Source organism: Pyxidicoccus fallax (assembly GCF_012933655.1).
Classification (GTDB): Bacteria; Myxococcota; Myxococcia; order Myxococcales; family Myxococcaceae; genus Myxococcus; species Myxococcus fallax.
The window spans coordinates 1-25,625 of sequence record NZ_JABBJJ010000115.1 but is presented as its reverse complement, the minus strand read 5'-3'; the positions used below and the strand labels follow the sequence as shown (position 1 = coordinate 25,625).

The 25,625-nt window shown below is 69.9% G+C and carries 20 protein-coding genes and 1 other RNA gene; 14 read left to right on the top strand and 7 right to left on the bottom strand.

What is annotated here, in order from left to right:
* The first annotated feature begins 38 nt into the window (after window positions 1-38).
* The 6 genes from HG543_RS24250 (at window position 39) to HG543_RS24225 (ending at window position 6,633) form a co-directional block, all read left to right on the top strand.
* Window positions 39-986 carry a branched-chain amino acid transaminase gene (locus tag HG543_RS24250; protein ID WP_169347222.1) on the top strand — a complete coding sequence of 316 codons (948 nt, stop codon included), beginning with the start codon at window positions 39-41 and terminating at the stop codon, window positions 984-986.
* Between the two features lie 208 nt (window positions 987-1,194).
* Window positions 1,195-2,535, top strand: a complete 1,341-nt coding sequence (locus tag HG543_RS24245; protein WP_169347221.1) for a DUF8689 domain-containing protein — start codon at window positions 1,195-1,197, stop codon at window positions 2,533-2,535.
* A 117-nt stretch (window positions 2,536-2,652) separates the two neighbouring features.
* Window positions 2,653-3,495, top strand: coding sequence for a Fic family protein (locus tag HG543_RS24240; RefSeq protein WP_169347220.1), 843 nt, complete (start codon window positions 2,653-2,655; stop codon window positions 3,493-3,495).
* A gap of 25 nt (window positions 3,496-3,520) precedes the next feature.
* The gene (locus HG543_RS24235; RefSeq protein ID WP_169347219.1) at window positions 3,521-4,354 is read left to right on the top strand and encodes a deoxyribonuclease IV; all 834 of its coding nucleotides are present in this window, start codon (window positions 3,521-3,523) and stop codon (window positions 4,352-4,354) included.
* A gap of 12 nt (window positions 4,355-4,366) precedes the next feature.
* Window positions 4,367-5,491, top strand: a complete 1,125-nt coding sequence (locus HG543_RS24230; RefSeq protein WP_169347218.1) for a DHH family phosphoesterase — start codon at window positions 4,367-4,369, stop codon at window positions 5,489-5,491.
* Window positions 5,488-6,633 (top strand): aminotransferase class V-fold PLP-dependent enzyme, encoded by a 1,146-nt coding sequence (locus HG543_RS24225; RefSeq protein WP_169347217.1) that lies wholly within the window; start codon window positions 5,488-5,490, stop codon window positions 6,631-6,633. Before HG543_RS24230 ends, HG543_RS24225 begins: the two co-directional genes overlap by 4 nt.
* Here HG543_RS24225 and HG543_RS24220 read toward each other — a convergent pair.
* From HG543_RS24220 to HG543_RS24200, 5 genes are all read right to left on the bottom strand, one after another.
* A complete protein-coding gene (locus tag HG543_RS24220) occupies window positions 6,630-7,712 on the bottom strand; it encodes an ATP-binding response regulator (RefSeq protein WP_169347216.1) in 1,083 nt (360 codons plus the stop codon). The genes HG543_RS24225 and HG543_RS24220 overlap by 4 nt on opposite strands.
* Entirely contained in the window at window positions 7,709-9,178 is a 1,470-nt protein-coding gene (locus HG543_RS24215) for an ATPase domain-containing protein (RefSeq protein ID WP_169347215.1), read from the bottom strand. The genes HG543_RS24220 and HG543_RS24215 overlap by 4 nt, the downstream gene beginning before the upstream one ends.
* A 222-nt stretch (window positions 9,179-9,400) precedes the next feature.
* A complete protein-coding gene (locus tag HG543_RS24210; RefSeq protein ID WP_169347214.1) occupies window positions 9,401-9,577 on the bottom strand; it encodes a hypothetical protein in 177 nt (58 codons plus the stop codon).
* Between the two features lie 111 nt (window positions 9,578-9,688).
* Complete coding sequence (locus tag HG543_RS24205; protein ID WP_169347213.1) at window positions 9,689-10,702, bottom strand: protein kinase domain-containing protein; 1,014 nt, start codon at window positions 10,700-10,702, stop codon at window positions 9,689-9,691.
* Window positions 10,699-11,664 carry a tetratricopeptide repeat protein gene (locus HG543_RS24200; protein WP_169347212.1) on the bottom strand — a complete coding sequence of 322 codons (966 nt, stop codon included), beginning with the start codon at window positions 11,662-11,664 and terminating at the stop codon, window positions 10,699-10,701. Before HG543_RS24200 ends, HG543_RS24205 begins: the two co-directional genes overlap by 4 nt.
* A gap of 160 nt (window positions 11,665-11,824) precedes the next feature.
* Between HG543_RS24200 and ssrS the strand changes: the two genes are divergently transcribed.
* The 8 genes from ssrS (at window position 11,825) to HG543_RS56845 (ending at window position 18,970) form a co-directional block, all read left to right on the top strand.
* Window positions 11,825-12,020, top strand: a non-coding RNA gene (gene ssrS, locus HG543_RS24195) — 6S RNA.
* Window positions 12,021-12,039: 19 nt separating this feature from the next.
* Window positions 12,040-12,663, top strand: a complete 624-nt coding sequence (locus HG543_RS24190; protein ID WP_169347211.1) for a 5-formyltetrahydrofolate cyclo-ligase — start codon at window positions 12,040-12,042, stop codon at window positions 12,661-12,663.
* Entirely contained in the window at window positions 12,660-13,448 is a 789-nt protein-coding gene (locus HG543_RS24185; protein ID WP_169347210.1) for a TIGR00282 family metallophosphoesterase, read from the top strand. Before HG543_RS24190 ends, HG543_RS24185 begins: the two co-directional genes overlap by 4 nt.
* 57 nt (window positions 13,449-13,505) lie before the next feature.
* Entirely contained in the window at window positions 13,506-14,783 is a 1,278-nt protein-coding gene (gene tyrS / locus HG543_RS24180) for a tyrosine--tRNA ligase (protein WP_169347209.1), read from the top strand.
* 115 nt (window positions 14,784-14,898) lie between these two features.
* Window positions 14,899-16,020, top strand: coding sequence for an EndoU domain-containing protein (locus tag HG543_RS24175; protein ID WP_169347208.1), 1,122 nt, complete (start codon window positions 14,899-14,901; stop codon window positions 16,018-16,020).
* Window positions 16,021-16,199: 179 nt separating this feature from the next.
* Window positions 16,200-16,409, top strand: a complete 210-nt coding sequence (locus tag HG543_RS24170) for a hypothetical protein (RefSeq protein WP_169347207.1) — start codon at window positions 16,200-16,202, stop codon at window positions 16,407-16,409.
* 69 nt (window positions 16,410-16,478) lie between these two features.
* Entirely contained in the window at window positions 16,479-17,321 is an 843-nt protein-coding gene (locus HG543_RS24165; RefSeq protein ID WP_169347206.1) for a glycosyltransferase family 2 protein, read from the top strand.
* Window positions 17,318-18,970 (top strand): glycosyltransferase, encoded by a 1,653-nt coding sequence (locus HG543_RS56845; protein WP_169347205.1) that lies wholly within the window; start codon window positions 17,318-17,320, stop codon window positions 18,968-18,970. The genes HG543_RS24165 and HG543_RS56845 overlap by 4 nt, the downstream gene beginning before the upstream one ends.
* 143 nt (window positions 18,971-19,113) lie before the next feature.
* Here HG543_RS56845 and HG543_RS24155 read toward each other — a convergent pair whose 3' ends face one another.
* Together HG543_RS24155 and HG543_RS24150 are read right to left on the bottom strand one after the other, a co-directional pair.
* Window positions 19,114-25,158: an alpha-2-macroglobulin family protein gene (locus HG543_RS24155; protein WP_169347204.1), complete on the bottom strand. Its 6,045-nt coding sequence runs from the start codon at window positions 25,156-25,158 to the stop codon at window positions 19,114-19,116.
* 49 nt (window positions 25,159-25,207) lie between these two features.
* On the bottom strand, window positions 25,208-25,625 hold a 418-nt coding region (locus tag HG543_RS24150; protein ID WP_169347203.1), incomplete at its 5' end, for an SAM-dependent methyltransferase.

Here is a 25,625-nt window from a genome sequence, read left to right as displayed (position 1 = left end):
AGCCCCACCTTAAATCCCCCAGGTGAAGGAACCTTCGAATGAGCTCGACCTCGAGTAACACCGTGCGCGCGGAGCAGATCTGGCTCGACGGGAAGATGACCAAGTGGGACGAGGGCCACGTGCACGTGATGACCCACGCGCTGCACTACGGGTTCGGCGTCTTCGAGGGCATCCGTGCCTACAAGACGCATGATGGCCGGCTGGCCGTCTTCCGGCTGCGCGAGCACATCCGCCGGCTGCTGGATTCGGCCCACATCCTGATGCTGAAGATGCCCTACTCCGAGGACGAGCTCGTCGAGGCGTGCCTGGAGCTGTTGCGCAAGCAGAAGGCGCAGTTCGCCAACGGTGCCTACCTGCGCCCGGTGGCCTTCATGGGCGACGGCGCCATGGGCCTGGGCGCGGTGAACCCCACCCGCGTGGCCGTCACCGCCTGGGACTGGGGCGCGTACCTCGGTGACAAGGGCATCCGCGAGGGCATCCGCGCCAAGGTCAGCTCCTTCACGCGCATGCACGTCAACGTCAACATGGTGCGCGGCAAGATTACCGGCCAGTACGTCAACTCCATCCTCGCCAAGCGCGAGGCGGTGATGGCCGGCTACGACGAGGCCATCCTCCTGGACATCAGCGGCTTCGTCGCCGAGGCGTCCGGCGAGAACATCTTCATGGTGAACAAGAAGGGCGTCATCAAGACGCCCCCGCTGTCCTCGCCCATCCTCGACGGCATCACCCGCGACACGGTGCTGAAGCTGCTGCGCGACAGCGGCCGCGTGGTGGACGAGGTGACGTTCACCCGCGACGCGCTCTACATCTGCGACGAGATCTTCTTCACCGGCACCGCCGCGGAAATCACCCCCGTGCGCGAGGTGGACAACCGCACCACCGGCACCGGCAAGCCCGGCCCCATCACCCAGTTCGTGCAGGAGACCTACTTCCGCACCGTGCGCGGCCAGGAGCCGCGCTACGCGGAGTGGCTCACCTACGTCTGAGCGCCCCACCGCTCCCGGGCACCCTCCTCGCCGCGCGGCCACGCGCCGTGTGATGCGAGGGGGCCCGCCGACGTCCCGGTGACGCCCCACCCCGGGCGCCCTCCTCCACGGGGGGCGCCCCGAGTCTCCCCGCCCGGTCTCCCACCGGGCCCGGGCGGCCGCGTGCCCCATGCCCGCCCTGCTCCGGATGGGCTAGAACAGGGGCCCGATGGCTCCCCCCGGATACGCGTACGACGACGACAATCCGTTCAAGCTCGAGAACCCATCCATCCTCGACATCGCTCCGCCCGAGCCGAAGTCGGTGGAGGAGACGGGTCTCAAGATGGGCCTGCTCTCCGACATCGCGCTGAAGTACCTGTACTACGCGGGTACGGGCACGGGCATGGCCATCGCGGACGAGATGTGCCTGCCCTGGCCGGGCGTCATCGAGCACGTGGTGGACTTCCTCACCACCGAGAAGCTCGTGGACCTGCGCGGCGGCAAGGGCTTCGGCCGCGCCTCGGTGGAGTTCGTCCTCACGGAGAAGGGCCGCGAGTACGCGCGCGACGCCCTCACCCGCACCACCTACGTCGGCCCCGCGCCCGTCCCCATCGAGCAGTACAACGCCCTCATCACCAGCCAGACGGAGGAGACGCCCGTCGTCAGCCAGGAGGAGCTGGTGATGGCGCTCAGCCACCTCACCGTCCCCGCCGAGCTGATGGACAAGCTGGGCCCCGCGGTGAACTCCGGCCGCTCCCTCTTCCTCTACGGCCCTCCCGGCAACGGCAAGACGAGCCTCGCCGAGGCCGTCTCCCACATGTTCGGCGGCGAGGTGTTCGTCCCCCACTGCCTGGAGATTGGAAATCAAATCATCCAGGTGAACGACCGGCTCATCCACACCCCGGTGTCCCTGGAGATGGGCCGGGACTCCTCGGGCCGCCGGCAGACCTTCGAGATGGACAACCGGTGGCTGCTCTGCCGCCGCCCCTCCGTCGTCGTGGGCGGCGAGCTGACGCTGGAGACGCTGGACCTCATCTACTCGGAGAGCACCCGCCTCTACGAGGCGCCATTCCAGGTGAAGGCCAACGGCGGCATGCTGCTCATCGACGACTTCGGCCGCCAGAAGGTCCACCCCACGGACCTGCTCAACCGGTGGATTGTCCCCCTGGAGAAGCGGGTGGACTTCCTCACCCTGCACACGGGCAAGAAGTTCGAGATTCCCTTCGACCAGCTCCTCGTCTTCTCCACCAACCTGGACCCCAAGGAGCTGGTGGACGAGGCCTTCCTGCGCCGCATCAAGTACAAGATTGAGGTCGGCAACCCGGATGAGGAGTCCTACCGGGAGATCTTCCGCCGGGTGTGCGAGGCGGCCGGCATCCCCTACGTGGACCAGGCCGTCACCTACCTCTTCGAGCACTACTACAAGCCCCGCGAGATGCAGCTGCGCGCCTGCCACCCCCGCGATTTGGTCTCCCTCATCCGGGACGCCGCCCGCTACCGGCAGATACCTCCGGCGCTCTCCAAGGACCTGCTCGACCAGGCGTGCGAGGTCTTCCTCGTCAATTTGTAATGAATTCGTTGTTCCAACCGCGCGGAATTTCTAGAATCCGCGTGCCGTTGTAACGCTCGGCCGCATGCTTCGGACTCCGCCCACGGGCGGCGCCGCAGCGAGAAGGAGCCGCAGTCCGTGAAGGAACGCTATCAGGACATCGACGAGAAGAACGAGGCGCTGCGCGAGTACCTCGAGATCTACAAGGAAAAGCCCGCGGCGCGCGACTTCCTCGACAAGCTCGAGATGTCGTGGATCTACCACGACGCCGCACTGGAGGGTGTCGTCTACACCCACCAGGAGCTGATGGCCGCGCTGTTCCCCGGCCGCACCAACGCGGAAGCCTCCATGATTCCGGTGGTCCTCGAAATCAGGAACCACAAGGCCGTCTGCGACTTCATCCGCGAGGAGGCGGCGGGCGCCAAGAAGCAGGCGCAAATCACCCTGACCACCATCAAGCGGATGCACGACCTGTTCCTCGGCAACACGCCCGAGGCGCAGTCGGAGCGCGCGCGGATGGAGCGGCGCGAGCGCACCGAGAAGGAGCTCGCGAAGGAGCGGGATCGCTCGGGGCTGCGCAAGGACATGCCGCTGCACCGCACGTACTTCCACGACATCGCCCAGCCCGCGAAGATTCAGGGCGAGCTGGAGAAGCTCGTGGACTACACGGCCAGCGCCGAGTTCCGCGAGTTCCACCCCATCAAGCAGGCGGCGACGGTGCAGCACCGCTTCCTGCAGATCTTCCCCTTCACGGAGCACAGCGGGAAGGTGGGGCGCATGTGCAGCAACCTGCTGCTGGTGCGCAACGGCTACATGCCGGCCATCATCCACTCCATCGACCGGCAGCGGTACTACGAGTCCTTCCGGGGACCCGTCGCCGCGTTCCGCACGGTGCTGATGGACGCCATGGAGAACTCGCTCGACAACGGGATGAAGTTCTTCAAGGACCTGGCCCGGAAGTACAAGGCCATCAACAGCTGACGGGAAGGCCGTCTCACCTGACGCCGTGCTCATCGGGGCTCACGAATCCATCGCCGGAGGCGTGAGCCGCGCCTTCGCGCGCGCCGAGGAGCACGGTGCCCGTGCCCTTCAAATCTTCACCCGCAACGCGCGAGGCTGGAGCGCGCCCGCCCTCACCGAGGACGAGCGCCTCGCCTTCCGCGCCGAGGCGAAGCGCACCGGCCTCCCCGCCATCGCCCATGGCAACTACCTGGTGAACCTCGCCACCGAGGAGCCCCTGCACCGCGAGCGCTCCATCCACTGCGTCGCGGAGGAGCTCACCCGCTGCGAGCGCCTGGGCATTCCGTACCTCGTCATGCACCCGGGCACCCACCCCGACGAGCAGCGCGGCCTGACGCTCATCGCCCAGGGCCTGGACGAAGTGCACGCGCACTGCAAGGGCTACAGCGCCCGCATCTGCCTGGAGGGCACCGCGGGTCAGGGCTCCTCGCTGGGGTGGCGCTTCGAGCACCTGGCGGAAATCCTCTGCCGCGTGGGCGACGAGGAGCGGCTGGGCATCTGCCTGGACACCTGTCACCTGTTCGCCGCGGGGTACGACCTGTCCACCGTCCGCGGGTACGAGTCGGTCATGGACGAGTGCGACCGGCTGGTGGGCCTGTCACGAGTGCGGTGTTTCCACCTCAATGACTGCAAGAAACCCCTGGGATGTCGCGTGGATCGCCACGAGGAGCCCGGCAAGGGGGCGATCGGGCTCACGGCCTTCCGCTGCCTCGTGAAGGATGCTCGGTTCGCCCACACCATTGGGGTGCTGGAGACACCGTTCCCAGAACGTTATGGGGAGAACATCCGGCTTCTCGAATCCCTCGGCCGGAGGAAGTAAAGAAGAGCACCCATGCCTGTCATACACACCCTCCACAGCCGTCGCGGTGCCGGGAATCCTCCGGGAGGCGAGCTGACGGAGCCCCCGCCACCACGGCTGGCGCACCTGCCTGCCCGCGACAAGCTGGAGCGCCTGCTCCGCGTGGCCAAGGGACACAAGAGGGCCCTCATCCTCACGCACGACAACCCGGACCCGGACTCCATGGCCGCGGCCGTGGCGCTCGCCCAGCTGCTGGAGCGCAGGGCGGACGTGGAGGCGCGCGTCGGCTACGGCGGCATCATCGGCCGGGCGGAGAACATCGCCTTCGTGAAGGTGCTGCGGCTGCCCATCTCCCACGTGTCGCAAATCGACTTCGACGCGTACGACCTCTTCGGTCTCGTGGACACGCAGCCCAAGGTGGGCAACCACTCGCTGCCCGCGAAGCTGGACGCGCACATCGTCGTGGACCACCACCCGCTGCGCGAGGAAAGCCTGGAGTCCCCCTTCGCGGACGTGGGCGGTGACTTCGGCGCCACCTCCACCATGCTGACGGAGTACCTGCGCGCCGCGCGCCTGGAGCCCTCCCCGGAGGTGGCCACCGCCCTCTTCTACGGCCTCAAGGCGGACACGCGCGACTTGGGCCGCGAGACGACCCAGACGGACATCGACAGCTATCTGTGGCTGTTCCCGCGGATGGACAAGTCGCTGCTGGCGCAGATCGAGCACCCGGAGCTGCCGGCGCGGTACTTCCAGCTGTACCACACGGCCTACGAGCGGGCGAAGGTGTACGGCCACGCCATCATCACCGACCTGGAGGAGGTCTACTCCCCGGACATGGTGGCGGAGGTGGCCGAGCGGCTCATGTTCCTCGAGGGCATGAAGTGGTCGCTCGCCTTCGGCACGTACCGCAACCAGCTCTACTTCAGCCTGCGCGTGAAGGACCGGCGGATGAACGCCGGCCGCCTCATCCGCGAAATCTTCGAGGACTACGGCGGCTCCTCGGGCGGCCACGGCAGCATGGCGGGCGCGCGGCTTCCGCTGTCCGGCAAGGCGGCGCAGCGCAAGGCGCTCAAGCGCGAGCTGGTGAACCGCTTCAAGGAAGCCTTCGGCGTCGCGGGCGAGCGCCCCGTGTCGCTGCTGTGCGCGCAGGACTCGTGATCTACTGGGACTACAACGCCGCCGCCCCGGTGCGCCCGGAGGTGGCGGCGCTGCTCTCCCGCGCCTTCTCCGGAGGCGGCTTCGGCAACGCCTCCAGCATCCACCAGAGCGGCCGTGACGCGCGGGCCCGGCTGGACGCGGCGCGGGCGAAGGTGGCGCGCGTGCTGGGCTGCGAGCCGAAGGAAGTCACCTTCACCGCCTCCGGCAGCGAATCGGACGCGCTGGCGCTCGTGGGCGCCTGGCACGCCCGGCCCGTGCTGGAGCGGCGGCGCGTGGTGACGTCCGCGGTGGAGCACCCCGCCCTGCTCGGCGCGCTCGCGCAACTGGAGCGCGAGGGCGCGGAGGTGGTGCGGGTGGCCCCGGGCGCGGACGGGCGCGTGCGCGCGGAGGACGTGCTGCATGCGCTGACGCCGGAGACGGCGCTGTGCTCGCTGATGTGGGCCAACAACGAGACGGGCGTGGTGCAGCCCGCGGCGGAGGTGGCCCGCGCGTGCCGGCAGCGGGGCGTGCTCTTCCACACGGACGCGGTGCAGGCGGCGGGCAAGGTGCCGCTGAGCCTGCGCGAGGTGGACGCGGACCTCCTGTCCCTTTCGGCGCACAAGTTCGGCGGCCCGCAGGGCGCGGGCGTGCTGGTGGTGCGCAAGGGCGTGGACGTGCGGGCGCTGACGCCGGGCCACCAGGAGGGAGGCCGCCGCGGGGGGACGCAGAACGTGCCCTACGCGGAGGCCCTCGCGCTGGCGCTGGAATTGGCCGCGGCGGAGCAGCCCGGGGTGTCCGCGCGGGTGGGCGCGCTGCGAGACGCCTTCGAGCGCGAGGTGCGCGCGAGCCTGCCCGGCGTGGAGGTGAATGGCGCCGGGGCCCCGCGCGTGCCCAACACGAGCAACCTGCGCTTCGACGGCGTGGAGGGCGAGGCGCTGCTCATCGCGCTGGACCTGGAGGGCATCTGCGTGTCCTCCGGCGCGGCGTGCGCGTCGGGGACGCTGTCACCGTCGCACGTGCTGCGGGCCATGGGGCTGACGGTGCCCCAGGCGCGCGGCAGCCTGCGCTTCAGCCTGGGCCCCGGCACCCCCGAGGCGGAGGTGGAGCAGGTGCTCCAGGCGCTCCGCCGGCACGTGCCGAGGGTTCGCGAGCTGGCCGGCTAGCGGCGCAGCGGGAGCCGGAGCTGGAAGGTGGAGCCCTCGCCCAACGAGGAGCGCACCGACAGCGAGCCCCCATGCAGCCGCGCCAGCTGCGAGGCGATGAACAGGCCCAGGCCATGGCCCCGGGCCGGGTCGTCGTCCGCCCGCTGGAAGCGGTCGAAGATGGTGCGCAGCTCCGACGCCGGGATTCCCACGCCCCAGTCCCGCACGTGGATGACGGCCTGACCGGGACTCACGGACAGGCCCAGCTCCACCCGCCGCTGCTCGCCGCAGTACTTCACCGCGTTGGAGAGCAGGTTGTTGAGCACCTGCCGGATGCGCTCCGCGTCGAAGGACAGCGTCACCGGCTCGCCCTCCGCCAGCAGCATGAACTCCACCCGCGGCTCCAGCTCGCGCCACTCCTGCAGCAGCTCGCGGAGGAACGGGAGGATGTCGCAGTACGACGGCCGCAGCTCCACCTTCCCACCGGACAGACGGCCCGCGTCGAGGATGGAGGTGATGAGGCCGCTCATCCGGTCCAGCTGACGCAGCACCGCCGCGGCGGACCGGCTCTCGTCCTCCCCGCCCCGCTTCTCCAGCTTGCGCAGCAGGACCTGCGCGTTGAGCCGTGCCGAGCTGAGCGGCGTCTTCAGCTCGTGCGCCACCCACTGGAGCATCTCCTCGTGCACCCGGCCCGACGCCGTCCGCGTGGCTCCGGACGCGCGCCCCTCCGCGGACAGGGAGGCGGAGGGCAGGCGCGAGCGCAGCGCCGTGTGGATGGCCTCCTCGAAGGTGGCCAGGTCCACGGGCTTGGCCAGGAAGGCGTCCGCCTCTTCCCGCCCCGCCGGCCGCGCCGCGCTCAGCAGGACGAAGGGAATGTCGGCCAGGAGCGGCTCGGCGCGCATCGCCCTCAGCAGCTCCATGCCCGTGCGCCTCGGCATCATGTGGTCGCTGACCACCAGGTCCGGCGGCTCCGTGCGCGCCAGCGTCAGGGCCATCTCCCCGTCATGCGCCCGCAGGGCGCGGTGCCCGAGCGCCTCGACCACCTCGGCGAAAACCTCGAGCAGCGCCTCCTCGTCCTCCACGATGAGAACGAGGCTCATTCGGCACGACCGATGGAGGTGCCGAGCGGCCGGGCCTGGCCGGTCAGCAGCCCCTCCGCGGAGCGCACCGGGGCGAGGACGCGCATGCCCGTGTCGGCGATTTCGAACTCCCGCAGCTCGTTGTCGTACTTGCTGTCCCGCATCTTGAGGACGGACAGGATGCGGTGGATGCGCCCGCGCAGCTCCACGTAGCGCAGGAGCAGCAGGTTCTCTCCGAGGATGGCGATGGGCGCGTCGCTGAAGTCCAGCTCGGTCCCCGCCACCTTGGGCACCTCGCGCGTGAAGAGCGACGTCACCCCCGCCTGCCGCAGGCGCAGGGCCAGCGCGGCGAGGAAGATGCGCCGCCGCTCCGGGTCCTCGATGGACAGCTCCAGGGCGGTGAGCCCGTCGATGACCACCCGCTTCGCCCCCTGGCGCCGCACCTCCTCGAGGACGCGGTCCACGACGAGGTCGGCCTCCACCTCCACGGGGAGCATGTGCAGGTAGGTGAGCAGGCCGCGGCGCACGTGGTGCTCCACGTCCAACCCGATGCGCCGTGCCCGCGCGTTGAGGGCGGCCTGCGAGTCGAAATAGGAGACGAAGAGGGCCGGCTCCGAGTGGCGCGCCCCCTCCACCGCGAAGTGCGCGGCGAGCAGCGTCTTGCCGATGCCCATGCTCCCCGCGAGCATGGTGGCGCTGTGCAGGGGCAGTCCCCCCTCCATCAGCACGTCCAGCTCCTTGAGCCCGAAGCTGGCCCGGCCCTCGGGGGGCTCCCGGTCCTCCACCTGGATTTCCTGCGCCTCCAGGCGGGGAAGGAACCGGACCCCGTCCGAGCCGATGTGCATCAGGTGCTCGCCGGACAGGTGCGGCCGGCCACGCAGCTTCACCACCTCCACGCGGCGCAGCCGGCGCGAGGCCCGCCGGTTGACGGACAGCGACACGATGCCGTCCACCGTGGTGGCCTCCGGGAGCGCCAGCAGCTTCTCCAGCGGGTACTCCGTGGTGAACAGCCCCACGCAGTCGGCCGCGGCCAGGCTGATGCCCAGCTCGTAGAGGAACTCGCGCAGCTTCGCCTCGTCCTGCCACAGGTCGCGGATGGCGCGCAGCCCGTCGATGAACAGCAGCTTCGCGCCCTGCTTGCGCACCGTCTGGAGCAGCAGGTCGCGCGTCTCGCGGGGGCCCTGCTTCAGCGTGGAGTACGCGCTGATGACGAAGAGCTTCTCGTCGAGCAGCTCCCGCTGGAAGAAGCTGAAGCCGGACAGCTCGCTCACCAGCTTGTCGTGGGGCTCGGACGTGACGGTGGCGAGCACCACCGGCAGCCCCCGCGCGGCGGCGAGGAAGGCCACCTGGCTGCAGAGGACGGTCTTCCCACAGCCCGGGTCCCCCGTCACGATGACGGACTGACGGCGCGGAATGCCTCCGCCCAGGAGCGTATCGAAGCTGGGGATGCCGGTCTCGAAGAGCGGCCCCATTCGGCTGCGGTCCATCAGAGTTTCCAGGAGCGGGAGGCAGCGCGCAGGACTCCACCGCTCGGAAGGAGGTGCGCGGGACGGTCGGGGATACCCGGCGGAACGCCGCTCCCGACCTCAGGGGACGTAACAAGAGCGGGGGGTGGGGCGCCAGACACATCGCCCCGTCCCGGGCTCCGAGGCACCCCTCAGTGATGGGTGCAGGACAGGAGTTCCCGCGCCGGCTTCCATCTCACGGAACTACCACTTCTGCTCGGGGATGAACTTGTCGCGGACCTCCTCGTCGGGCTGTCCGTAGCCCGGCATCCCCTCCTTGGCCTCGCTGGCCTTCGTGGGCTGCTGGGACTCTCCCTCTTCCTGCGTCTTGCGCTCGGGCTCTTCCTGCTCGGGCTTGGGCTGCTTGGGCTCGGTGGCCATCGGTCTCCTCCCTGCGCGGACATCGCGTGCGGGGAGAAATGTCGTCATCTCCACCCGGGACGGCAGCGGCCCCTCTGACGGAGAGCGGGCGGGCGGACGAGCCTCCGTCCCCTACCCCGCGCGCGAGCCCGTGCCGCCGGGCACCGGCGACGCGCCGCCCGAGGACGAGGACGAGGACGACGGCACGTCGTCGCTGGCGCCGAACAGGCCCCGCACCACGGCGGCGATGGCCAGCGGCGTGCCCACGCGCTCGTCGTAGTGCGGCGTGAGCGCCTGGGCGAACTCCTCGGCCGTGGGGAAGCGCTCCTCGGGGCGGGCGGAGAAGGCGCGGTCCAACACCGCCTCCAGCGCCTCGGGCACCTCGGGACGCAGCTCGCGCAGCGGCCGGTACTGCCGGGACCAGATGGCGGCGAAGACCTCGTCCGGCGAGCCACCGAGGAAGGGCCGCTCCAGCGTCAGCAACTCGTAGAGCACCACCGTGGCGGCCCACAGGTCCGCCGCGGGGTTCACCTCGCCGAGCAGCGACTCCGGGGACAGGTAGTAGGGCTTGCCCAGCACCTCGCCGCCCTGGAGCTTGCCGTCCACCAGCACGCGCGACACGCCGAAGTCCCCCAGCTTGATTTCCCCCACGCGGGAGATGAACAGGTTGGAGGGGGACACGTCGCAGTGGACCATGCCCAGCGGCTCGCCCTGGGGGGTGGTGGCGGTGTGCGCGTACGCGAGCGCCTCCAGCAGCACCTTGCCCAGGTACACCGCGAAGTCCAGCGGCAGGGGGATGCCGCGCACCTTGCAGCGCCGGAGGATCTGCCCCAGGTCGCGGCCGTCCACCAGCTCCATGACGATGAAGTAGATGCCCTCCAGGTCTCCGGCATCCAGCACCGTGACGATGTTGGGGTGGTGCAGCTGCTTGGACAGCTGCGCCTCGCGGATGAAGAGCGCCACCGACTGGGGGTCTCTCGTCAGCGCCGGCTGCAGCCGCTTGAGCGCCACCGTCCAGCCCTCGCGCGGGCCGGACAGCACGCGCGCGCGGTACACCTCCGCCATGCCGCCCTTGCCGAGGACGGAGAGGATTTCGTAGTTGCCGAAGACCCGCACCGGCCTGGGCGAGGAGGGTGGCTGACTCACGGGCTCGTGCTTCCAGATCCTGTCGAATCGCGGCCCGCCCGCTTCTTTCGCTGCTGCGCCACCGCCGTGATTTCCTCGCGCAGCGCCGTCTCGGGCACCGCCTCCGAGGGCCGGTTCCCCGGCGTCCAGCCCAGGTCCAGCGCCTTGCGCAGGGACTCCCGCGCCTTGCCGCGGTTGCGGTCCTTCAGGTGCGCGTAGGCCAGCCACAGGTGCACCTCGGGCCGCGCGGGCGCGGCCTGGCGGGCGCGCTCCAGCGTGGCCAGGGCGACCTCCACGTCATTCAGGCCGAGCTGACAGGCCGCCAGTCCCACCAGCGCGGCGGGGTTGCGCGGCTCCTTGTCCAGCACGTGCTTGAAGTGGGTCTGCGCCGCCGCGGGGTTGCCGGCCAGCAACTGCCGCTGCCCCTCCTCCAGGGGGGGCACCGCCGGCTCGCGCCGACGCGCCTGGGCCACCAGCGCCGCCGAGCCCGCCCCGTCCGGGGAGGGAGCCTGGGCCCCTCCCTCCGAGGGCTTCGGCGCCTCCGGCTCGGGCTCCACCTCATCCCCCCCGGCACGCTTCGGGTCCAGCGACGTGAGGACCAGCGTGTTCCCCTTCAGCACCGGGGACGAGCAGCCCTCCGGGTTGCGGATCATCGCGCTCAGCACGTGATCCTCCGGATTGTAGATGAACAGGACCGGGTGGGACTTGAGCCCCTCGCAGCCCGGCGGGCCCTGGTGGCACACCAGCACGTGGCCCGCCAGCACGTGGCCCTGCTCCACCACGTCGATGACGTCCGTATTGGGCGCGAAGCCACAGGGGCCACCGGTGGCGGAGCCAATCACCCGCTCGCCTTCCATGCGGAAGCGCACCGGGCCGTAGGTATCTCCCAGGTAGGGGCCGGACACCGTCGGTCCCGCCCACGCGAGGCCGGAGGCGACGGAAAGAATCGTCGCGAGACCCTTGTTTGAAAGCGCGGGCGGCATGTGCGGGGTGGTCTCCATCATAGGGGCCGCGAGCCTGCCTTGTAAACGCGCGAGGAAGCCTTGACCCCGCCGCCCCCCGTCCTTATCATTTCCAAAGATTCTTTCGGGTTTTCCCAATAGATTCGAGGACTTGTTAGCACTGTAGCTTTGTTACAAGGGCTGTCCCCTGCGGGGCGCGTGATGCCCAGCAGAAATTCGAACCGATACGTCCATTCCGGGGTCCGTTTCGGTCTCCATGTGCAAGCCCTCCCCTCTCACGGGGGATGAGGGAAGCCTGCGGAGGCATGATTTCGGTTCCCACCTGGCTTTTAAGGGTTCAATGGACGCTGGGCACACGGCCATGCGGCGGGGGACTTTTTCTGCGGAGCGGCGGCGGTGAGCGAGACGGTGGTGGAAGAGGCGGCGGCGAGGAAGCAGACGCTGCGTGAGGAGTTGACGGCGCGCCGGAAGGCGATGACGCCGGACATCATCGACACGCGGGGTCTCAAGGTTCAGTCTCGATTCCTGGCTACGCCGTACTATCAGAAGGCGAGGACGGTGGCCTTGTACGCCCCCATTCGGGGCGAGGTGCCCACCCGGGACATCCTGATTGCGGCGTTGCAGGACGAGAAGATCGTCTGTTACCCGCTCTCTCACGTCCACGGGCGCATCCTGTCATTCAGGGCCATCAAGTCGGAGAGCGAGCTGGAGCCCGGACGGCTGGGAGTCCGGGAGCCGAGCAACTCCTCGGACCTCATTCCAGTGGACCAGATCGACCTCTTCGTGGTGCCGGGCCTGGGCTTCACCCGGGACGGCAAGCGGCTGGGGCGCGGAGGCGGCTACTACGACGCCACCCTTCGCGCGGCCAGCCAGCGCAGCCGCCGGGTGGGTCTGGCCTTCAATGACCAGGTCGTCCAGGTACTGCCCACCACGGGCGACGACGTGGACATGGACCTCATCGTGACGGAGTCCGAGTCGCTGCGCGGCCTGTCGCGCGACTGGGACTTCCTGGATACGTGAAGGTCCTCTTCATGGGAGATGTCGTGGGCCGCCCGGGTCTCCAGGCGGTCCGCGCGCTCTTGCCGCGCCTCGTCTCCGAGCACTCGGTGGACGTGTGCGTGGCCAATTCCGAGAACAGCGAGGGCGGCGCGGGCATCAGCCCGGAGACCGCCCAGTACCTGCTCGACAGCGGCATCGCGCTGCTGACGAGCGGGAATCATTTCTACTCGAAGAAGGCCATCCTCCCCTGGGTGAAGGAGCATCCGGACCGGCTGTTGCGTCCGGCCAACTACCCCAAGGGCACGCCGGGGCGTGGGCACGGGCTGGCCCGGCTTTCGGACGGCCGCGCGCTGGGCGTCATCAACCTGGAGGGGCGCGTCTTCATGCGCACCCAGGACAGTCCCTTCGAGGCGGTGCTGCCGCTGGTGGAGGAGCTGAAGAAACAGACGCCCTGCATCCTCGTGGACATGCACTGCGAGGCCAGCAGCGAGAAGAACGCCATGGGCGTGTACCTCGACGGCAAGGTGTCCGCCGTGGTGGGCACGCATACGCACGTGCAGACGGCCGACGAGCGGCTCCTGCCCGGGGGCACGGCCTTCATCACCGACGTGGGCATGTGTGGCCCGCTGGACTCCGTCATCGGCATGAAGAAGGAGTCCTCGGTGGCGCGTTTCCTCGGGGAGAAGGCGCCCTACGAGGTGGCGGAGCGGCTCGTGTACCTGCAGGGCGTCGTGATTGACCTGGACGACGCCACGGGCCGGGCGCGGAGCATCGAGCGGGTGCGCCAGCGCCTGCCCGGTACCTGAAAGCCGCCCGAGGTTCTCCCGCCCCATGCGCGACAGTTGCGCTAGGGTGCCCGGGCCATGAATCCGGACGCACTGCGCAAGGCGACTCCCGAGGAGCAGTTCGAAGAAGTCACTCGAGGCACCGTGGACATCCAGGTGGCCGAGGAGCTGAAGAAGAAGCTCCAGCGCTCGTATGACACGGGCAAGCCGCTGGTCATCAAGGCGGGGTTCGACCCGAGCCGGCCGGACCTGCACCTGGGGCACTCGCTGCTGCTGACGCGCATGCGGCGCTTCCAGGACTTCGGCCACACGGTGGTGTTCCTCATCGGCGACTTCACGGGGTTGATTGGCGACCCGACGGGCCGCAACGCCACGCGGCCGGCGCTCACGCGCGACGAGGTGAAGGCCAACGCGGAGACCTACAAGCAGCAGGTCTTCAAGGTGCTGGACGAGGGCAGGACGCAGGTACGCTTCAACTCCACCTGGCTGGATGCGCTGGGCACGGAGGGGATGATCCGCCTGGCGTCGCGCTACTCGGTGCAGCGCATGCTGGAGCGCGACGACTTCAAGAAGCGCTTCCGCGACAACGTCTCCATCTCCATCCACGAGTTCCTCTACCCGCTCTTGCAGGGCTACGACTCGGTGGCGTTGAAGTCGGACGTGGAGCTGGGCGCCACGGACCAGCTCTTCAACCTGCTGGTGGGCCGGCAGCTCATGAAGGAGGAGGGGCTGGAGCCGCAGGTCATCATGACGGGCCCCATCCTGGAGGGGCTGAACGCGAAGCTGGTCGACGGGAAGATCGTCGGCGACAAGATGTCCAAGAGCCTGGACAACTACGTGGGCGTCAGCGAGCCGCCGGAGACGATGTTCGGCAAGCTGATGAGCATCACCGACGACCTGATGTGGCGGTACATGGAGCTGTTGTCGTCGAAGCCGCTGCGCGAGGTGGCGGAGATGAAGGCGAAGGTGCAGGCCGGTGAGCTGCACCCGATGACGGTGAAGAAGGACTTCGCGCGGGAGATCGCCACGCGCTTCCACGGCGAGGAGGGTGGCCAGAAGGCGGTGTCGGTCTGGGACACCACCATGGGGAAGAAGGACGCCCCCCAGCAGAACCTCGAGCTGATCGAGGTGTCCCTGGCTGGAGCGGAGAAGCTGCCGCTGTTCAAGCTGCTGCCGGAGACGAAGCTGGTGGCGTCGGCGACGAAGGCCCGCGAGGCGATTGCGCAGGGCAGCGTGCGCGTCAACGGCGAGAAGGTCATGGACCTGAAGGCCGAGCTGGGTGCGGGCGAGTACACAGTGCAGGTGGGCAAGGCGAAGACGGACAAGCCGAACGCGGTCCGCCTGAAGATTTCCTGAGCCTGCCTGCCCGGTTGAATGTCGGGGCGGCTGGGGCCGTCCCTGGTGCCGGTGAGCGTCCCCCGTGTCCCTCCTCCCGAGGGCACGTGGGGACTGCTGTAGACTCCCGCGCGCCATGCGTAACGCCCTGCCCTTTCTTGTCCTGAGTCTCGCCACCGCCCTGCCCGCCCTCGCGGGTCCGGGGGCCTTCGTGTCCGAGGTCCGCGTGGACGCGGTGGAGCAGCCCGAGTCGACGCGGGTGGTCTTCACGGTGGAGCCGGACACGTCGTATCCGCTGCTGAAGAAGGGCGGGCCGAACCGGGCGTGGTGCAAGCTGCAGGGCCCGACGAACGCGCAGGGCTGGGTGCTGTGCGAGGGCGCGCCGGAGTCCGCGGCGCCCCGGGCTCCGGACTCGGCGGCGCTGGCGGCGGCGGACCGGGCCAACACGGAGATGCAGAAGCGCGGCCGCGCGGAGCAGCAGGCGCGCATCGCCGGTGCGTCCGACGAAGAGGCCAGCGAGGAGCGCGCCCCGTCACGTGGGACCACGGCGAAGGCGGACTGGGCGCCGGCGACGGGCTGCGCGACGACGTGTGACACGAAGCCGCTGTTCGGGAAGCCGCCGGCGCTGTCGGCGCAGGACCGGGAGGTGCTGGACATGTGCCCGGCGCGTCCGGACGTGAGCGTGAGCGCGGGGGACGTGCAGCGTTTCTTCTCGCGGCACTACAACGACCCGCGCATCCAGACGGCGCTGTCGGTCGCGGGCCGCCCGGGTGCGAGGCAGGGCAACATCGAGTGGCTCACGGGCTTGTGGGTGAGCACGGGCCCGCGCAATGCATTCACGCACGTGTTCTGTGGGGATGACTGGCAGCGCGGGCCGATTGGCGGGCTGCACTTCCTGCCGCGGTACGCGCAGCTCGAGGCGGAGGGGAAGCTCTGCTACGGCGGCCCGGCGCGTGGGGGCAGCGCGCAGAAGGGGGACCAGTACCTCATCAAGTTCCGGGGCGTGGCGCCGTGGTCCTGCGGGGAGAAGAAGATGGGCGGCTTCTCGCGCTCGCCGGACGCGGTGGGGCTGGTGGCCATCGGCACGCGTGCCTTCGCGCGGTGCTGCGCGCGCGGCGGGGCGAAGAAGGAGGGCGGCGTGTACTCCGCGCCGGACCTCGGCGGGACGAACTGGCGCATCTGGTGCGGTACGCGCAATGGCACCTACGGCATCGCCACCCTGCACCCCACGGACGAGAAGGCCACCTGCGGGGATTGAGTCGCGCATGCGGCGCATCTCCTGTCCACGCACAAAGCGTTGATGTCCCTGCCTGGAGCGGCGGATGCCTGCGACTGACGGGCTCACGTAACGCATGCCAGCCCATTGGCTGGCGATGGGCCACCGCGACGAGCCACGCTTCTACGAATGGAATTCCTCCGGAGCCGTCTTCAGATGGAATGAAGACAAGCGCCGTTGGGACTTCCAGGCGACCTGTCAGCCCAGGGCGCAAGAGCAAGCGAGAGAGCAAGCGCATCAATGGCTGCAAGCAGCAGGACTCGGACAGCGGCTTCCTGCTGCTGGAAGTCGTATTCCCCCGCGCGAAGCGGCCCTTCATCCAGGTGGACCTGCTCGCGCGGCTCGAGGGCGTGGACTCGGAGCCGTCTTGATCGAATGTTGCCCCTCGACTACGTAGGTGCCTGCACCCAGGGCGACAGCGCACCCCCGGTGCCAAGCCAATGTCCAACACGTCCAGTATCCCCACGAGCATCGTCGCAGGTGTTGTTCTCTACGAAAACACGCCCCAACAACTCCGGCGACTGGGGCGCTCGCTCAGGCAGAACAGCGCCCATCCCGACTGCCCGCCATTCACCGTCGTCTTCCTGGACAACTCGCCGACGGACAAGCTCCAGTCGCTGGTGCAGGAGGAGTTCCCGAACGCGGTGTACCAGTGGTCGGGGAAGAACCTGGGGTTCGGCTGCGCGCACAACGTGCTCATGGCCCGCGCGTTCGAGCAAAGTGACGTGGCGGCCTACGTGTGCGTCAACCCGGACGCGGTGCTCCATCCCGCGTGCCTGGCCGAGATGATGGCGGAGTACCGGCGGAGCTCGTGTCCGGGCCTGGTCGAAGCCGCGCAATTTCCGGACGAGCACCCCAAGGTCTACGACCCCATCACACACCAGACCCCGTGGTGCAGCGGGTGCGTGCTGCTCATCTCCCGCGACCTGTACCGGAAGGTGGGAGGGTACGACGACCACTTCTTCATGTACTGCGAGGACGTGGACCTGTCGTGGCGTGCGCGTGCCCACGGCTTCGATACCCGCATCGCGCCGCGCGCGATGGCGCACCACTACGTGGGGGACCGCCCTCCGAGCCCCATGGGAGATCAGCGGCTGCTGCGCAGCGGCGTCTACCTGGCCTTGAAGTACGGCGACTCCCGCACCGCGGAGGCCTGGCTGGCCGAGTACGCCCGGCGAGGCGGGAAGGACTTCACCCCGCCCACCGTACCCGAGCCGACCGAGGCCATGCGACGCGTGGCTGACTTCTCACATCTGTTCCACATGGCGGAGGCCCGGTGGTGAGCACTTCGAAACAGCGGTTGTCCCGCCTTGACTCCCCGCGGCGCGAGGTGCTCGCTCCCGCGGATGCGGAGCTGCTTCAGGCCCTGCTGGATGAGCTCCGGCCGGGCGCACGCATCGCGATGGTGGGCTGTGATTCGCCGGGTCTCCTCCAGGCGCTGGAGGAGGCGGGCCATCCCGTGCTGTCGTTCACCCTGCCGGAAGGGACGGGACCCCTGGAGGTCCCCGCCGAGCACGAGCAGCTGCGTTCCTTCCATGCGGAGCTCGTCCTGCTCGGCGATGGCTGGCTGCGGGCGGCCGACCCGGCGATGAGCCTCGCCCGGACCCTGCAGCATGCCTCGGCCGCGGAGATTGCGGTCTCGTTCTACAACGCCGCGTCCGGGAACACGCTCATCGCGGCGCTGACGGGTGACAAGGCCCTGCCCCGCTTCACGTGCTGCGAGGAGCAGGTGACCCGGTGGCTCGCCACCGCGGGGCTGCGCCTCCAGCGACGCCAGGTCCTGCAGCAGACCTCGGCCTCGGGCCTGCTCGCGCGTGGCACCGAGCGCGCGCTGCACCGTCTCTTCCAGCAGCTCAACCCCGGCGCTTCCGCGCACCGCCTGTTGCTGTGGAGCCGGCCTGCCCGCGCCTCCGAGCGCGTGCCCGAGCGGGCGCTCATCCCCGGCATGCTCTCGGTGGTGATGCGCAACCACTCGTTGAAGCGGCTGGATCTCATCGACCAGGCCATCTTCTCGCTGGCGTGCCAGGACTACACGCAGCTCGAAATCATCATGGTGACCCAGAGCCAGGACCCCCAGGCGGTGGCCACCTTGACGGCCATCCTGGAGCGGCACCAGCCCGTGGGTGACTACACCTTCCAGGTCCTCCACCGCCCCTCGGACACGGACATCCGCGCGCAGTTGGTCAACACCGGACTGAAGGCGGCCCGGGGACAGTACGTCGCGGTGCTCGACGATGACGACGTCGTCTACCCGCAGCACTACAAGCGGCTGATTGACGTCCTGCGAGAGGGCGAGGCCGCGTGGGCAATATCGAAGGTGCGCCGCGCGTATTTCCGCACCGCTCCCAATGGGGAGCTCTACTGCCGGGGGAAGGACGAGCTGCCGCGCAGCGGCAAGTTCGAGCTGCACCAACTCGTGCGCGAAAACAACATCACCTGCCACTCGTGGGTGGTGGACCGGGCGCGGCTGGGCCGCTTCCCCGTGGGATTCGCGGAGGAGCTCTCCCTTCACGAGGACTACGCATTCCTGCTGCGGCTCGCCGCGCTGTTCCGGCCCGCGCTCGTGGAGGGAACCGCGACCTGCGAGTATCGGATGCGCGACGACGGCACGAACTCCATCCTCTTCGGGGGCAACGCGACGGTGCAGGCCGAAAAGCATCGGGCCTGGGCCGCGTCGACGGCGCTCATCAACGCGCTCAAGCGCAACCTGCAGGTCCTGCTGACCGAGCATGATCTCGAGATGGAGGCGGAGAAGGTGCGGGCGGCGGTCGAAGACGCGAAGCGGGAGCCACTGGAGGCGGGCCAGCGCGCCGTGGACATGCTCAACGCCCCGCGTTTCGTTCTCATCGACCGGGCAAACCTGGCCGTCAAGGAACACCTGCCTCGGGCTCACCGCGCCGTGAAGCTCGCCTTGTCATCGCTGCTGCGCTGAGCCCCCTCACAGGGACTCTCGATGCACCGTGGCCACGAGCGCAGGTCCCCCCCTCCTCGAGCGTCCCCCAGAGGAATCATGTCCGGGGGCTTGGACCGGGCCCGCGCGCTCGCGAGCCCGGCCCCGAGGTGCCCTGCGGTCGCCTACTTCGCCGGCCCCACCGTGAGCACCGCGCCGGTGGAGTAAGCGGTGAACTCGGGCGCGTACATGGACTGCACGGTGGCCGGGCCCACGCGGAAGGTTCCGGCCATGTTGGCGCGCAGCCGGTACTTGAACGTGTACTCACCGGCCGGCAGCCACTCGAAGAAGAAGTTCGTCCCCGAGTCGCGCGTCTCCTCGTACCAGACGATGCCCAGGTCCCACTTGTGGCGGGACTGCGGGTTCTCCGGCTCCAGGCCCGCCGCCCGCGGGTCCCTCAGGTGCACGTACTCCGCCGCGTGCTTCGTGCGCAGCGACAACTGCACCTCCACCTCGTCCCCCGGCTGCAGCAGCGCGCCCTCCGCCAGCGGCTGCAGCACCGCCTCGCGGCCCTCGCGCTCGCGCCGGAAGTAGCGCCGCGACACCTGGAAGAAGTCCCCACGCTCCTCCTCCGGCATCTTCTCCGTCGAGAAGTGCCACGTCGCCGAGGCGAACGCGAAGCCCTTCGTCGTCTTCTCCACCACCACCGAGCTCATCGTCGCCGGGTTCAGCTCCGGCCCCGGCACCACCACCTGGTTCTTCTTCCCCGTGTACGCCTCCGGAGAGAACTCCATCTGCACCACGCGCGGGCCCACCGTCACCTTCGCGTCCTCGCGCACGCCCAGCGCCCCTTCCGCCTGGAGGTACTTCACCAGCGCGTAGAGCGCCTCCGCCGTCGCGCGCGTGGACTTCCAGTGGTTGAGCTTCTTGTCCAACAGCAGCCACTGCACCAGCCCCTCGCGCCGGGGGTCCTTCGGCTTCAGCTCCGTCAGCGTGCGCAGCGCGAAGGCGTGCGTCTCCGTGGTGTCGTTGTACCAGAGCCAGCTGCGGTCCTCGGGCGCCCAGTACGTGCCCAGCTCCTCGCTCGTCTTCGCGGAGTCCATGACGCTCTCCCAGACGCGCTCCGCGTCCGCCCCCCGGCCCGCGCGCTTGAGCGTCAGCGCCAGGTAGCCCTTGAGGTACGGCGAGTGCTTCTTCCAGTGCTTGTAGCTGAAGGCCAGCATGCGCTGCCGCTCGTCCGCGGTGAGCGCCTCCCCGGTGTAGCGCTCCGTCGGGTACGCGGAGGCCACGTAGTTGAGGAAGGTGATGAACTCCCAGCCCTCGTTCTTCTTCATCATCTTCGTCAGGTACTCGTCGCGCGCGTGCCGGGCGAGGTAGCTCCACGCGTTGCGAGTCATCTCCGGGGGCACCTCCACGCCGTACTCCATGGCGCGCGACAGCCCGTGGAGGATGTAGAGCGTCATGTACGGCGACGGCGGGCCGCCCGGCCACCACGGGAAGCCGCCGCTGGACGTCTGCGCCTTGCGCAGCTTCGCCATCGACGCGGTGCGCTCGGCGGCGGCCACCTTCGGGTCCAGCACCCGCAGCAGGGGCACCTCCGTCTCGCGGCCGCCCTTCGCCATCTCCAGCCAGGGCGTCTCCTCCAGCGCCATCTTCCGGTTCGGGTCCACCGAGTCCCACGTCTCGAACCGCGTGGGGCGCTCGCTCAGCGTCTTCGCCATCTTCGCCACCTCGGGGTACTGCCCGTAGAGGCTGGCGAGGATGCCGGACGACACGAAGCGGTTGAGCGTCTGCTCCGTGCACTCGTAGGGGAAGTCCATCAGGTACGGCAGCGCCTGGAGCGCCGAGTAGAACAGCTGCGTGTCCACCGTGACGACGAGCTGCTCGTTCACCCGCGTCGGGTCCCCGCCCGCGCGCAAATCGTCGAAGGTCATCGTCTTGGAAGCCGCGCCCTTCAGCGTGACGAAGCGCGACTGCGCCAGGTGCACGCGGCCGGGCAGCACCGGCAGCGGGCGCAGCTCACCGTCGCCGAGGTTGCCCGCGCGCGCCTCCACCCGGAAGGCCACCGCCCCCACCTTCGCGGGCGTGGTGAGCGGGAAGCGCAGGTGCGTGCCCTTCCCCGGCGCCACCGTGAAGGACTGTGACGCGCCCTTCACCCCGAAGTCCGCCAGCAGGCTCTTGCGCGACTCCGCGTCCTGGATGTCGAGCGTCAGCGTCCCCTGCAGCGGTCGCTCCGCCGCGTTGTTCACCACCACCTCCAGCACCGCCTGGTCCCCCTCGCGCAGGAAGCGCGGCACGTACGGCCGCACCATCAGCTCCTTCACGCTGCGGGTGGTGCGATGCACCGAGCCGCCCTTCAAGTCCCGCGTCAGCGCATGGGCCCACACGCTCCACGCCGTGACGGAGTCCGGCACGGTGAACTCCAGCGTCGCCGAGCCATCCGCCCCGGTGAGCAGCTGCGGCACCCAGAACGCCGTCTCCGCGAAGTTGGAGCGCAGCGTCTGCGCCGGCGCGGCCTGTCCCGGCTGCCCGGCCGTGGAGCTGTCCGCCATGACCTGCTGCTTCGCCTCCTCCCTCGCGGAGGCGCTCGGCGCCGGAGGCGGCGGAGGCGGCGGGCCCGACTCCATGCTCTCGGCCATGGGCGAGCCGGGCGCCGCGGTGGGCTTCGGCGCGCGCGACACCGCTCCACCCGCGTAGGCGCGCAGGCGCCGGCGGCCGGGGCCTCCCAGGCCGTAGTTCTCCTCGAACTTCAGGGTGTCCGGCGAGGGCGCCTCCCAGCTTTGCACCTCACCGAAGCCCGCGTTGACGAGCCACTGCGCCATCGTCGCGCCCACCGAGGCGCGCAGCTCCACCTCCGACGTCCGCCGCGGATAGAGGGCGGCGACGCTCGGCGGCGTGTGCTTCGCGAACAAGTCCAACGACTGGTCGTACATGTACGCGAGCAGCTCGGCCGCGCCCGCCTCCACCTTCGCCCCCTTCGGCCCGCGCACCGTCACACGCCACGTCTCCTTCGCGCCGGGGCGCAATGTGTCGCGGAAGGTGGCGAACTCCAGGCTCAGCTCCTTGTCGTCCCACGGCACGAACACGGACGTGGTGACGCGCAGGAACTGCCAGTCGCGCACGCCCGTCAGCACCGCCGTGAAGCCGCCGCGCAGCTCCTCCGTCACCGGCACCTCCACCACCGCCGGCCCCTTCCCACCCGTCAGCGCCTTGCGCATCACGCGCCGCTCGCCCTGGTACACGTCCAGTACCAGCGGCTGTCCCTCGAAGCCGGAGAAGGCCAGCAGCCGCGCCACCTCGCCCACGCGCACCGTCTCGCGCTCCGCCACCAGCGACGCGGGCAGCGCGATGGGCGCGGACGCGCCGGCCACCAGCACCTCGCGCGCCACGGTGAACGTCTGGCCGAACGCGTCCGTCGTCTCGTAGTGCAGCCGGTACGCGCCGGCCTTCAGCGCGGGCAGCTTCACCCGGGCCTGCCCCTGCGCGTCGTGCTTCACCTCGCCCTTCGCCTGCTCGGCGCCGTCCTGCCAGCGGGACAGGGCGGCCTGCGGCGCGTACTCCGACACCCAGCGAGGCTGGAGCGAATCGCCCGGCGTGGGCGTGTGCACCGCCTCCGGGTCCACCTCCACCGCCGGAGGCGTGATGACAGGCTCCTCCGCGGGCAGCAGCGGCCGCTCGGGCTGCTTCAGCGCCACCAGCCGCCAGCGTCCCGGACCGGGCTGCGGCACGCCGTCCAGCGTGGCGCGCACCAGCCGCACCTCGGGGGCCACGCCCTCGCGGAAGAAGCCCTCGTCCGCGTCCACCCGCCCCTCCACCGCGACGAAGCCCAGCCGGAACGCGCGCTCCGCCGAGCGCGTCTCGCCGCCCTCGTCCGTCGCGTCCGCCTCGATGCGGTAGCGCCACGTCAGCCCCGGCGAGCGCGCGGAGCGCTCGTCCACCTCCGGGGTGAAGGTGATGCCGAAGGTGCCGTCCTCGGCCAGCGAGGACGCGCCGGACGCCACCACCTGCCGCCTCGTGGGAATGGAGGACGCGTCCCACCACCACCACCAGGGCAGCACCGGCTCGCGGTACGCCCGCCAGCGCACCGAGCCGGACGCCACCGGCAGCCCGAAGTAGTAGCGCGCCTCGCCCTTGAAGGTGGCCGGGCGGTTGAGGCGCAGCGGCGACTCCGGGTCCTTCAGCGTCACCTCGAAGGTCGGCCGCTTGTACTCCTCCACGCGGATGCCGGCGCCGCCGCCCGACTCCACCTGCACGGTCCAGCCCCCCAGCACGCGCCCGGTGGGAATGGTGAACTCCCCCGCCGCCGAGCCGAACCCGTTGGTACGCACCTCGCGCCGCTCCACCACCTGGCGGTTCGGGTCCAGCAGCGACACCCCGAGCAGCTCCCCCTCCACCGTCCGGTAGCGCGCCTGGTCACCACGACCGCGGAAGGCCACCACCTTCCACTGCACCTTCTGCAGCGGCCGGTACACGGCGCGGTCGGTGAAGACGAGCGACGAGCTGATCTCCTGCGGCTCCGGGCGCTGGTAGAACGAGAAGCCGCTGGGGTGCAGCAGCGTCTCGCGCCCCTTGCCCACCACCAGCAGGTAGTTCTGGTAGTGCTCCTTCCCGGGCGAGGTGAACGTCACCTCGCCGCGCGGGTCGGTGCTGGCGCGGGCCGCCTCCTTGAAGCCGCTGTTGTAGTTGGCCTGGATGAGGCGCACCGGCACCTCGGGCACGGGCTGGCCCGTGTCGCCCCGCAGCACGCGCGCCTCCACCTCGCGGCCCGCAGCGTTGCGCGTGACGACCACCCACGGCGACACCGTCATGAACACCGCCTGCACGCGGTTGTTCGTGCTTCCGAAGTCCTCCCGCGCGGACGCGGCGATGATGTACGTGCCCGTCTGCTCCAGCGGTGGCGTGACGAAGGTGCGGTGCTCGCGCAGGTCCTTCACCTCCGGGAGCTGGACGCGCCACGAGGCCACTGGCTTCTGCCCCTGGATGAGGCCGAGCACCTCGCCGCCGTAGGGCAGCAGGTTGTAGTCGTCCACCTTCGCCAGCCGCTTCTCCAGGTCGAAGGCGTAGGCGCGGAAGTAGAGCATGGACACGTTGAGGTGCGTGACTTCGACGGAGCGCCGCTTCGGCCCGTCCGACTGCATGGACGCGAGCCGGAAGTCCTGCCGCTGCAGCGAACTCACCAGGGCGCGGCAGCGCTGCGCGCCCACCGACTTCGGGTACGCGTCCGCGCACGCCTGCGCCAGCGCGAGCGCGCGCACCGCATGGTCCGCGCTGCTCTCCATCTCCGCGAGCCGCGCCTGGCCCATGCTCCACCACGGCACGTCACGGAAGGCCACGAGGTGCGCGGCGAGGTGCTCGCGGATGCGGGCCCGGTCGTCCTTCTCGGACAGGTGCGAGTGCAGCACGCCGTAGCGCTCCAGCCGCGCCTCCAGCGCCGCCTCGCGCCGCCCGGCCGCGCGGTGCCACGCCTCCAGGTCCCCGAGCACCGCGGTCACCTTCACCAGCGGGTGCACGTTGGGGTCGGTCAGCGCCACCGTGGGCGTGCCCTCCAGGAGCGCGCGGAGGTCCAGGCGGAAGACCTCGTTGGCGTGCTCCGGGCGCCAGTGGGCGCTGTCCGCCAGCAGGCCCGCGAAGAGGTACGAGACGGCGTCGCGCAGCGTGGAGCGGATGCCCTGGGGATACGTGTTGGGCTCGATGTACTCGGACAGCGCCTTCACCGGCTCGGAGCCGAGCGCCTGCCGCTGCTTCCACACGTCCTCGTAGGCGCGCTGTGCCTCGGTGAGAATCTGCTCGTACGTCCACGACTTGAGGTCCACCGGGCCGGTGGAGGCCACCGCCTCGCGCTTGCGAATCTCCCAGCTGTACACCCGCGCGTAGGTGACGAGCGACTGGGCGTAGAAGAGGTTCAGCGTCGCGCGGTGCAGCGCCCCCTTGGGCCAGGGCTGCTCGCGCAGGAAGCGGACCGCCGTCTCATACCCGTGCAGCCCGGTGCGCAGCTGCACCGTGCGCACCAGCGCCCGCGTCCACTCCGCCTCGTCGCCACTGCCCCGCGCCTTCTCCAGGCGGGCCTCGGCGCCCTTCGCGGCGGCCTCCACCTTCTGCTCGTCCACCAGCGCGTCGATGGCCTTCCACGACGGCGGGGCCTTGCCCTGCCCCAGCACGGGCGAGGCGGTCAGCAGCGACAGCAGCAGCAGCGGGACGAAGGACGCTCGGGTCCACGGGGTGTGGTGCATGGTCGGCACTCTAGACACAGCCGACCCGCGAATCGTTCCACAATGAACGTCAGGGTGCCTCGGGAGGGGGGGCCTTGCGGCGCAGCCCCACGAGGTAGACCTCCATGCTCGCGCCGCGCGTGGCCTCCGGGCGGACCACCTTCACCTCGTCGAAGAGGGCGCGGACCTGATCGCGGAAGTCCTCGAAGTCGCCCCCCATGAACACCTTGGCCACGAAGGACGAGCCGGGCCGGCCGCGCGCGGTGGCGATTTCGAGCGCCTTGCCCGCGAGCCGGAGGCTGCGCGCCTCGTCCGTGGCCTTGATGCCGCTCGTCTTCGGCGCCATGTCGGAGATGACCGCGTCGAACGGGCCGTCGTAGAGCTCCGCCAGCTTCTTGTCGAAGTCGTCCGCCAGCACGTCCAGCACCGCCGTCTGGACATGTCGCTGGCTGAAGGGGCGGATGGGGACGATGTCCACCCCAATCACC

What these genes read in the sequence shown, in the direction of transcription:
- HG543_RS24250 (WP_169347222.1), top strand. Translation starts at nt 39, where the DNA reads ATGAGCTCGACCTCGAGTAACACCGTGCGCGCGGAGCAGATCTGGCTC.
- HG543_RS24245 (WP_169347221.1), top strand. Translation starts at nt 1,195, where the DNA reads ATGGCTCCCCCCGGATACGCGTACGACGACGACAATCCGTTCAAGCTC.
- HG543_RS24230 (WP_169347218.1), top strand. Translation starts at nt 4,367, where the DNA reads ATGCCTGTCATACACACCCTCCACAGCCGTCGCGGTGCCGGGAATCCT.
- HG543_RS24220 (WP_169347216.1), bottom strand. Translation starts at nt 7,712, where the DNA reads ATGAGCCTCGTTCTCATCGTGGAGGACGAGGAGGCGCTGCTCGAGGTT.
- HG543_RS24215 (WP_169347215.1), bottom strand. Translation starts at nt 9,178, where the DNA reads ATGGACCGCAGCCGAATGGGGCCGCTCTTCGAGACCGGCATCCCCAGC.
- HG543_RS24210 (WP_169347214.1), bottom strand. Translation starts at nt 9,577, where the DNA reads ATGGCCACCGAGCCCAAGCAGCCCAAGCCCGAGCAGGAAGAGCCCGAG.
- HG543_RS24200 (WP_169347212.1), bottom strand. Translation starts at nt 11,664, where the DNA reads ATGCCGCCCGCGCTTTCAAACAAGGGTCTCGCGACGATTCTTTCCGTC.
- tyrS (WP_169347209.1), top strand. Translation starts at nt 13,506, where the DNA reads ATGAATCCGGACGCACTGCGCAAGGCGACTCCCGAGGAGCAGTTCGAA.
- HG543_RS24175 (WP_169347208.1), top strand. Translation starts at nt 14,899, where the DNA reads ATGCGTAACGCCCTGCCCTTTCTTGTCCTGAGTCTCGCCACCGCCCTG.
- HG543_RS24170 (WP_169347207.1), top strand. Translation starts at nt 16,200, where the DNA reads ATGAAGACAAGCGCCGTTGGGACTTCCAGGCGACCTGTCAGCCCAGGG.
- HG543_RS24165 (WP_169347206.1), top strand. Translation starts at nt 16,479, where the DNA reads ATGTCCAACACGTCCAGTATCCCCACGAGCATCGTCGCAGGTGTTGTT.
- HG543_RS24155 (WP_169347204.1), bottom strand. Translation starts at nt 25,158, where the DNA reads ATGCACCACACCCCGTGGACCCGAGCGTCCTTCGTCCCGCTGCTGCTG.